Annotated in this window: 5 protein-coding genes and 4 pseudogenes; 4 read left to right on the top strand and 5 right to left on the bottom strand. The window is 55.8% G+C overall.

Features of this window, described 5'->3' with window-relative positions; all coding sequences use genetic code 11:
• Window positions 1-122: 122 nt before the first annotated feature.
• Window positions 123-856, bottom strand: a pseudogene (rpsB, locus tag G9Q73_RS04565) (30S ribosomal protein S2).
• 267 nt (window positions 857-1,123) lie between these two features.
• Here rpsB and map point away from each other — a divergent pair.
• Window positions 1,124-1,707, top strand: a pseudogene (gene map / locus G9Q73_RS04560) (type I methionyl aminopeptidase); the annotation flags it as partial.
• A gap of 183 nt (window positions 1,708-1,890) precedes the next feature.
• On the opposite strand, the gene G9Q73_RS19440 reads toward map, so the two are convergent.
• From G9Q73_RS19440 to G9Q73_RS04550, 3 genes and pseudogenes are all read right to left on the bottom strand, one after another.
• On the bottom strand, window positions 1,891-2,370 hold the full coding sequence (locus tag G9Q73_RS19440; protein ID WP_246345015.1) for a RuBisCO large subunit C-terminal-like domain-containing protein: 480 nt from the start codon (window positions 2,368-2,370) through the stop codon (window positions 1,891-1,893).
• A 211-nt stretch (window positions 2,371-2,581) separates the two neighbouring features.
• Window positions 2,582-2,830: pseudogene (locus G9Q73_RS19435) on the bottom strand (ribulose-bisphosphate carboxylase); the annotation flags it as partial.
• Window positions 2,831-3,141: 311 nt separating this feature from the next.
• Window positions 3,142-4,491, bottom strand: a complete 1,350-nt coding sequence (locus G9Q73_RS04550) for a GGDEF domain-containing protein (protein WP_177418740.1) — start codon at window positions 4,489-4,491, stop codon at window positions 3,142-3,144.
• A 173-nt stretch (window positions 4,492-4,664) separates the two neighbouring features.
• Between G9Q73_RS04550 and G9Q73_RS04545 the strand changes: the two genes are divergently transcribed.
• From G9Q73_RS04545 to gloB, 3 genes are all read left to right on the top strand, one after another.
• Window positions 4,665-5,573, top strand: coding sequence for a LysR family transcriptional regulator (locus tag G9Q73_RS04545; RefSeq protein WP_177418739.1), 909 nt, complete (start codon window positions 4,665-4,667; stop codon window positions 5,571-5,573).
• 126 nt (window positions 5,574-5,699) lie between these two features.
• The gene (dxs, locus tag G9Q73_RS04540; RefSeq protein ID WP_177418738.1) at window positions 5,700-7,625 is read left to right on the top strand and encodes a 1-deoxy-D-xylulose-5-phosphate synthase; all 1,926 of its coding nucleotides are present in this window, start codon (window positions 5,700-5,702) and stop codon (window positions 7,623-7,625) included.
• A 15-nt stretch (window positions 7,626-7,640) separates the two neighbouring features.
• Window positions 7,641-8,420 (top strand): hydroxyacylglutathione hydrolase, encoded by a 780-nt coding sequence (gene gloB, locus G9Q73_RS04535; RefSeq protein WP_177418737.1) that lies wholly within the window; start codon window positions 7,641-7,643, stop codon window positions 8,418-8,420.
• A gap of 78 nt (window positions 8,421-8,498) precedes the next feature.
• Here gloB and G9Q73_RS04530 read toward each other — a convergent pair.
• A pseudogene (locus G9Q73_RS04530) lies at window positions 8,499-9,363 on the bottom strand (phosphoribulokinase).
• Between the last annotated feature and the right edge of the window lie 22 nt (window positions 9,364-9,385).

Below are 9,385 nucleotides of genomic sequence, written 5' to 3'. Positions count from 1 at the left end.
CTGCGCGCTCTTAACCTGAGAGGCTGTAATCGCCATCTTCCTACCAAAATCGCATTCAATATAGATCGACCGAATCACGCCAGGCATGATCCGTCGTTAATCCAGAAAACCTGTCAGCTGCTTCAGACTTGTCGCCTTGACCCGACAAACTCCTCTTCGCTGCCAGCCGCCACATGGGCCGCGCTGGTGCGGCCTTCAAGCGATCGCTGCAGATGCGCCCTGCGTAGAGCTGATCGCCCGAATTGCGTCATCATCGGGATCACGTAACGATGGCCCGGGTTGTTATTGCACGACCACGCTGGATAACAGGGATGCCCAGCTTGTGGGCCTCAGAGATTGCGATGTCTTCATGCCCCACATCGATCACGAACATGGCATCGGGCAACTTGCCCATATCTTTGATGCCGCCGAGACTGCGATCCAGCTTCTCCATCTCGCGATGGAGATTCAATGCCTCTTTCTTCTTGAAACGCTGATCAACACTACCATCCTCGAACATGGCTTCCAGCTCTTTGAGGCGTTTGATCGACTGCTTGATGGTTTTGAAGTTGGTCAGCATGCCACCGAGCCAACGATGATTGACGTAGGGCATGTTGCAGCGCACCGCCTCTTCACGCACCGCATCACGGGCTGCACGCTTGGTGCCGACAAACATGATCTTGCCGCCATTCGCCGCCAGCGAACCGATAAAGTTCATGGCGTCGTTAAAGAGGGGGAGGGTCTTCTCAAGATCGACGATATGAATCTTGCTACGATGTCCGAAGATGTAGGGCCCCATCTTGGGGTTCCAGTAACGGGTCTGATGCCCGAAGTGTACGCCTGCTTCCAGCATCTGGCGCATGGATACTGCACTCATGAGTGACTCCTGATTGTATTGGGTTAGGCCTCCATACATCCCATGAATCGACCTCCCCGCGAAAGCTGGGAGGCACCCCGAACCATGTGCCGATGTATGTGTGGATTAGTTTTGCTCCCGCGCGGGAAAAACCCCGTAAAGTGAGCAGTGCGAACCGTTTGCGATTCAGCGGGGCGTTTTATACCATACCCGGCGGATTGCGACAAATCCCTGACGCCTTGTTTCCAACCCCCTTTACTCCAAATCTCCATGACCCTTTAAAGAATTATGAGCGTAACGATCAAGACAGCGGACGAGATAGGAAAGATGCGGATCGCTGGCCGCCTGGCGGCCGAAGTTCTTGAGATGATCGAGCCTCATGTCAAGCCAGGAGTCACCACGGAGGAGTTGGACAGGATCTGCCACGACTACATCGTCGACGTGCAGCAGGCCATCCCTGCCCCGCTAAACTACCGGGGGTTTCCAAAGTCGATCTGCAGCTCGGTCAACCAGCAGGTCTGCCACGGCATCCCCGCTGACAAAAAGCTGAAAAAGGGGGATATCGTCAACCTCGATATCACTGTCATCAAAGATGGCTATCATGGAGATACCAGTAAGATGTTCAGCGTGGGGGAGACCTCCATCCTCGCCAAACGGTTGATAGAGGTCACCCGAAAAGCCCTTTGGGTCGGTATCGACGAGGTTCGCCCCGGCACACAGCTTGGGGACATCGGCCACAAGATTCAGGATTTTATTTATACGGTCATATCGTCAGCAGACAGGTCGCTGGGTGACGGTAAGAGCTTTCACCAGCACCCCAGTTCCTCCATAGTCCAGGCCTTCAAATGATCCTTCAACTCCGGCTGTGTTTCTACCATTTAAACCGATGGTCATCACGGCGTCACCGATGGCTGGAATGTAACGCAAAGCCGTGTGTTAGCAACTTCGCTGAAAGTAAAGCTAAGGTGTCACCAGTTGAGGCCATCTACCTGGTGGGATTTCGGTATCGAAGGTTTGATTTTTCGGCGGAATAAAAGTAGGGTGGTAAGGAATTGTCAGTGCCACCGAGCCTTTTCCATCTTGCGTAGCCCACATGGTGCCAGGCGTGGGTCACCGGATGCACCCATCAGACGAGACATCTTGGCCAGGATGTAAGCGGTGTAACCACGCTTGGAGGAGGAGGTGACTGCGCCGTGGCCGGCGCGATGATAGTGCAGGTACTGACTGGGATAGTTGCGACGTGCAGTGGTCACCATGCCGGGGCCGCCGACATAACCGTCTACCAGGAAGGGGAAACCCAGCACAGCCGAGGAAGTTCTGCCAAAAGTCTCAGGTGCGCGGTCCCAGCACAGGGGCACACATCTCATGATGGTCATCAGCGGTGATGTTGGCGGAGAAAGAGCGACTACGCCGGTCTGGAAGTCTGTGCGCGGGCAGGCATCTGCAACCAGAGGGATAACAGCTGGCCGGGTCGGGCAGAAGACCTGGTTGCCCTGAAACCAAACTCGTTCTTCGATGAAGGTGTACCCAGCCAAGACTGATAGCTGCTTCAGCAAACGGCTTGGGACGCAGGCCCAATTTAGGCTTGATGATGGTGCCGGAGATGTAACCGCCGTTTTCGATCGGACGACCCAGGATGCGCCACAGGTCAGAGATGTCCATTGCCGGGCCGTCAAACAGCTGCAGCATCTTTGGTGGGACGTAGAAATCGAACATCTGCGACTGTTTGATGTCGCCCATGCCCTGGTTGTTACCGATCGCCAGGGTCAGGAAGGAGACGATCATGGTGCGGCCATCGATGATGTTGCGGTCGAACAGTTCGTTCGGGTACGCAATCTTCATGATCTCTTTGGCTTCGTCGATCTCGTAGACCAGCGCGTCTACACCCTTGGTGAAGTCGTCAGTGGTGGAGACCTCTACGTTGGTGCCGGTAGAAGACTCTGCTGCAAAGTGAGAGGCAGCTTCAAGATAGCCGTATCCAGTTGCAGGAGTCATGGTGTAAGCCACCAGGATATGCTTGCCGCCTTCGAGCAGATCTTCTTCTTTCAGGCTCAGGTCTGAGTAACGATTGGTTTGGTCCAATAAGGCCATTGTTCGCTCCTAAATGTTTCGAAACGTGAAGAAACAGGGTTTCCGGTGTTGTTGACTCAATATTTTTGAGGACAACCCCGGAATGTGGGAGGCAATTTATAGTGGAATCATTCATAAGTGAAATCAAAAATATTAATCTTAATCATAAGTAATTACTTATGGACTGGTCGACGGACGAATTTCAGGCTGATGTGGAGGCAGGAAGCGAACAGGATTCAGTCGGCAATCACGACTCGGTTGCGCCCGGCTCTCTTTGCCTGGTGCAGGCTTCGGTCTGCCAAGGAGAAAAGGGTGTTGGGTGCGGATATTTCCGCTGGTGATGTGTAACTTCCGCCAATGCTGATGGTGATATTGACCAGTCCCTGGGTTGTGAAGTGATCGGTTTCGGTGAAACTCTCCCGCAACCGTTCGGCAGCCGTTGTCAGTTCTTTTCTGCTGTCGACGGCAACCAGAGCCGCAAACTCCTCCCCACCCCAGCGGTAGATGTTGTCTGCTGTGCGCAGGACTTCGACGATTCTGCGGGCTGTTCCCTGGATAACCTCGTCGCCGACTACATGGCCGTAGCGGTCGTTGATGTTCTTGAATTTGTCGATATCGATAAAGAGCAGTCCAAGCCCCTCCTTGGACCGTTTGGCATGGGCCACCCGCTTTTCCAGATCCCGCTCGAAGAGACGGCGATTGCCGAGATGGGTGAGGCTGTCTTCGGCAGCCAGCTGCCGCAACTGGCAGTCGATGCGGTGACCGAGAACACCGATGATATCCTCCGAGGCGGCCTCCATGTCCATCAGATAGTCGACGATGTTAAAGGGGCGCCTGGCTTTTGCTTCGTTCAGGATGCGAACCCCCAGCAGATGCAGGCGCTCGTGAGCAGCCAGGAATGCGTCCTGCTCATCTTTCGGGATCTGTTCGAGGCCACCGGTGCTTAGCCATCTACCAAGGGCGCAGGCATCAGAGGTCATGGGCAGTTCCTCATTGTCCAGTGGTTCGCCCAGTGCCAGTGCGTAGGCCCTCAGTTTCCATTGGTAGTGATCGATGTAGGCCTTTTTCAGACCGCTTGGCGAGATGTCGCCATGGTCTGTAGAGCAGGGCTGCTGTACTCTGGCCAGGTCAAACTCGGCGACCCGGCGTAACCGGTCGAGAGTATGAGCCAGATGAAAGACCATCGATTGCACGGATTGGGTGAGGTCGATGACGCGGCAGAGGGCTTTTGCCAGGTCTGTCTGGCCCCGTTTCTGGGCCATGTCGATAAACAGATGTCGCAGGGTGCTCTGTGCGGCCAGAGCGTGCTCGGCGCCCATGCCTTTTTTATGCCAGTAGATCGCCTGATTGTATTGTATGGAGCAGAAGGTTTCATCGTAACTGCCACCGATATAGGATTTGCAGACGCCATCCAGCAGAGGGTCGCCATTTTTCTCTGTCCAGCCGAGGTGCTCCCTGAACCAGTTGTGAAAGTCTGCGAGACAGTGGTCGAGGGAGGCGCGAAGGTAGTGTTGGTGCGATTTTATCAGCTGGCAGTCGCTGGTCGACAGGCCAATGGTGATACGTAATTTTTTGGCATGGCTCATGGTGATCGGCGGTTCAGGTGTTGGCTGCGGCCTCGGTTACTTAAATTGAAGTATAGGTGATAAATTGTTGTGACTTGCGCCAGATCGTGACTTAACACCCCGTAAACTATGAAGAATGGGATGGGTTTGCTTTGTGGTTGTGGCAGGCGGCCCAAAATAGATGAGACACCATTATGCATGTGACGATTAGACAGTTGTCTGTCTTCGAAGCGGTTGCCAGACGATTGAGTTACACCCGGGCGGCGGATGAATTGCATCTCAGTCAGCCTGCGGTCTCGATGCAGGTGAAGCAGTTGGAGGAGACGGTCGGACTGCCGTTGTTTGAGCAGACGGGAAAAAAAATCCAGCTTACCGATGCCGGACGGGAGGTCTTTCAATACACCCGCGCCATCTTTGGAATGTTCGAAGAGATGGAGGAGGTGCTGGCGGCGTTGAAAGGTGTTGATACCGGGCAACTCGACATTGCAGTTGCCAGTACCGTCAACTACTTTGCGCCGCGGCTTCTGGCTGCCTTTCACCAGCGCTATCCTGGCATAGATCTGCGTCTGGACGTGACCAATCGAAAGCAGTTGATGGTGCTGCTGGAGTCGAATGAGACCGATATTGTGTTGATGGGGCATCCTCCTGAGAGGCTGGAACTCGAATCGGAGGCGTTCATGGAAAATCCTCTGGTGGTGATAGCGCCACCAGGTCATTCTCTGGATGGGGTGCCGGGGGTTCCGCTCTCCCGCCTTCAGGATGAGACCTTCGTCATGCGAGAGAGTGGTTCCGGCACCCGTCTGGCGATGGAACGATTCTTCAAGGAGCACGGTCTCGAGCTCAAGAGAGGCATGCAGATGACCCGCAACGAGGCGATCAAACAGGCGGTGCGGGCAGGTATGGGACTCGGTGTGGCTTCAGAGCACACTATCGAACTCGAAGTGGAGACGGGGCGTTTGGTGATCCTTGATGTCGAACAATTTCCGATTCGGCGCAAATGGTATATGGTCCATCGGAAAGGCAAGCGGCTGTCGCCGGCTGCCGTTGCCTTCCGGGATTTCGTCCTGGCTGAGGCAAAAAACATACGTCGTGAGGCAGTATGAAATGCGCCTTAGGCCATGATGCGTTAAACTGACCAGTTACACTATCATTCCAAATCGTATGGTTGGCAGTCGGTTGCATCCTGATGGGGTTTGATCTGAACAGCTACCTTTTGGAATTGGCGCTAAATGTCTGAAATTGAAAACCAGCAAACAGGCGACGCTGCACCCTCCGGCGGCTACGGTTTGCTGGAACAGGTCGATCTGCCTGCGGACCTGAGACGTTTAGAGTCCTCCCAATTGCCGCAACTGGCAGCCGAATTACGTCGGTTTCTGATTGAAACCGTCTCCCAGACAGGCGGGCATCTGGCTGCGGGGCTGGGTGTGGTGGAGCTGACCATTGCGCTGCACTATGTGTTTGATACCCCGGCAGACCGGTTGATCTGGGATGTTGGACATCAGGCCTATCCCCATAAGATCCTTACCGGACGCCGTGAGCGCATGCACAGTCTGCGCCAGAAAGGTGGTCTATCCGGTTTTCCCAAACGTTCCGAGAGTGAATATGACGTCTTCGGCACGGGGCATTCGAGTACCTCTATCGGCGCCGCCCTTGGGATGGCTGTGGCGGCGAAGCAGAGGGGTGAGTCCCGCAAAATCGTTGCAGTGATCGGGGACAGCGCGATGCAGGCCGGGATGGCCTTTGAGGCACTGAATCACGCGGGTGCCCTGGATCAGGATCTGCTGGTGGTGCTCAACGACAATGATATGTCTATCTCCAAACCGGTTGGTGCCTTCAGTAACCATCTGGCGCGTCTGCTATCCGGCAACTTTTATACTCGCGTGCGTGAGAGTGGAAAATCCGCCCTCAGCCATTTGCCGCCGCAATTGGGCGAACTGATGGGGAAATGGGAAGAGCATATGAAAGGCATGGTGATGCCCGGCACACTCTTCGAGGAGATGGGTTTCAACTACATCGGCCCGATCGATGGTCATGATCTGGAGACTCTGACTAAGACCCTGCGTAATATGCGCAAGATGTCTGGGCCGCGATTACTGCATGTGGTAACCCAGAAGGGGCGCGGCTTTAAGCCCGCTGAACAGGATCCCTGCTTCTATCATGGGGTAACGCCGTTCAATCTCGCTACTGGTGAGGTGCAAAAAAAGACAGGTGGGCCGACCTATACCCAGGTCTTTGGCGACTGGCTTTGTCATGCGGCGGCAGAAGATGAAAAATTGGTGGCCATCACGCCTGCCATGTGCGAAGGCTCCGGTTTGGTTGAGTTCTCCCGACAGTTTCCCAAGCGCTATTTCGATGTCGGTATCGCGGAACAGCACGCCCTGACCTTTGCTGCCGGTCTCGCCTGCGAGGGAGTGAAGCCGGTGGTTGCCATCTACTCCTCCTTTTTACAACGGGCCTACGATCAGTTGCTGCACGACATTGCCCTGCAGAATCTCGATGTCACGTTTGCGGTGGATCGTGCCGGACAGGTAGGCGCGGATGGCGCGACCCATGCCGGCAGCCTCGATCTGAGCTTCGTCCGGGTAGTGCCGAATATGGTGGTTATGGCTCCGGCAGATGAAGATGAGTGCAGCAGAATGCTGCAGACCGCCTATGAATATGTGGGACCGGCGATGGTTCGTTATCCCCGGGGAAGCGGCCCGAGCGTGGCCGTCACTCGCCCGGTTCACCCTATACCGCTGGGTAAGGGTGAGATTCGGCGGAATGGGGGGCGGGTCGCCCTGCTGGCTTTTGGTTCCCTGTTGGCGCCGGCGCTGGAGGTGGCGGAGTCCCTGGATGCCACGGTTGCCAATATGCGTTTCGTAAAGCCGCTGGATGAGGTGCTGATTCTCGATTTGGCCTCACGGCATGAGATTCTGGTGACCCTGGAAGAGAACCTGGTTCAGGGTGGCGCAGGTTCGGCGGTCAACGAGTATCTGGCCAGGGTTGGACATAAGGTGCGGGTGATGAATCTTGGTCTGCCGGATCGATATATCCACCATGCGAGCCACCAGGAACAACTCAGCGAATGTGGTCTGGATGTGGCGGGTATTCTGGCGTCGGTGAATCAGGCGTTGCGGGAGAATCCGCTGAAAGCAGTGAAATCGTCTGCCTGAGACCGGCCTGCTCCTATGTTCGATGTCACTCCGATCCCCAGTTTCAATGACAACTATATCTGGCTGATATCCGAGCCGGATCTCTCCCTCGCGGTGGTGGTGGACCCTGGAGAAACGGGACCGGTGGCGGCATACCTGGAGCTGGCATCCCTGGAGCTGGGCGCAATTCTGGTGACGCACCACCATAACGACCATGTCGGTGGAATTCCCGGCCTGCTGCAGCGGTTTCCGGGTATCGAGGTATTCGGCCCTGCAAAGGAGCCGATACGCGGCGTGAACCGGCGGGTAACCGAGGGCGATCTGATCGAACTACCCGGCATGACGACGAGGTTCAGGGTGCTTGATACCCCCGGCCATACCGCCGGTCACGTCTCCTACCTTGGTGAAAACGCCCTGTTTTGCGGCGATACGCTCTTCGCTGCCGGGTGTGGGAGAGTCTTTGATGGTACGCATGAGGCACTGGCCGCATCACTGGTGCGTTTTGCCGGCTTGCCTGCGGAGACCCAGGTCTACTGCGCCCATGAGTACACGCTGGATAACCTGGGTTTTGCCGCCTGGGTGGAACCGCAGAGCGAGGCGATCAAATTGCGCTTGCTGGCAGACCGGGCCAGTCGGGAGTCCGGCAGGCCGACACTGCCCTCACTGTTGGCTAGCGAGCTGGCAACCAACCCTTTCCTGCGAACAGGTGTGAGGGATGTGATAAACGCTGCTGAGCGTTATGCCGGTAAAAAACTCACTGGAGATGAAGCGGTCTTTACCGCGCTACGAAACTGGAAAGACCGGGAGTACGACTAGCTGCAGGAAGAGCCATTGACAGCCAAAAAAAACTGCAGTGACCGTAAGGCCGCCGCGGTTTTTTTTCGAAGGCAGGCGCTAGACCTGACGCGCATCCATCATGTTTTCGATGATGGGCTGCAGGATGATCTCCATGGCAAATCCCATCTTGCCGCCGGGCACCACGATGCTGTTGCGGCGTGACATGAAAGATCCGTCGATCATGGAGAGCAGATAGGGGAAGTCAGTACCGAACTTCTTCGTATCCTTGAAACGGATGACCACGAAACTCTCGTCAGGCGTCGGGATGTCACGGGCGATGAATGGGTTGGAGGTGTCAACCGTGGGTACGCGCTGGAAGTTGATGTCGGTGCGTGAGAACTGCGGGGTGATGTGGTTGATGTAGTCGGGCATGCGCCGCATGATGGTGTCGACGATTGCCTCCTCGCTGTAGCCACGCTCGGCGTTGTCGCGGAAGATCTTCTGGATCCACTCCAGGTTGACGATGGGTACTACACCCACGCCCAGATCCACGTGCTGGGCGACGTCGTCACCACCGTTTACCGCCAGGCCGTGCAGGCCTTCGTAAAACAGCAGGTCAGTCCCCTCTGGAATAGTCTCCCAAGGGGTGAACTCACCAGGTTTCTTGTCCACGCTAAGACGGGCATTGTGTTCGCTGGCCTCCATTCGGAGTGGTAGTATGCTGACCGGAACCGGTTTCACCGTAGGTCTTACCAGCTCTTCGATCTTGTCGTCGAAGCGGTTTGCTTCGGGACCGATGGACATGCCGCCGCCGGTCATCTTCGCGCATTTCGACGCGATTGTAGCGGTGGAAGCTGTCGCCTCGACTATGGCGGGGGTGAAGCCGTCGCGGAAGAAGATGTGCCCAGGGCGCGCTTGACTGTGGTGGTGCCTGCGCGCCGGAAGAACCGGTAATCAAGCATGATTGCGTTTCTAGAGCAATACGTAACTGAACGAAGTACCGT

Source organism: endosymbiont of Lamellibrachia barhami (assembly GCF_011947365.2).
Classification (GTDB): domain Bacteria; phylum Pseudomonadota; class Gammaproteobacteria; order Chromatiales; family Chromatiaceae; genus QGON01.
This window is presented reverse-complemented; position numbering and strand designations above follow the sequence as displayed.

What these genes read in the sequence shown, in the direction of transcription:
- dxs (WP_177418738.1), top strand. Translation starts at nt 5,700, where the DNA reads ATGTCTGAAATTGAAAACCAGCAAACAGGCGACGCTGCACCCTCCGGC.
- G9Q73_RS04550 (WP_177418740.1), bottom strand. Translation starts at nt 4,491, where the DNA reads ATGAGCCATGCCAAAAAATTACGTATCACCATTGGCCTGTCGACCAGC.
- G9Q73_RS04545 (WP_177418739.1), top strand. Translation starts at nt 4,665, where the DNA reads ATGCATGTGACGATTAGACAGTTGTCTGTCTTCGAAGCGGTTGCCAGA.
- gloB (WP_177418737.1), top strand. Translation starts at nt 7,641, where the DNA reads ATGTTCGATGTCACTCCGATCCCCAGTTTCAATGACAACTATATCTGG.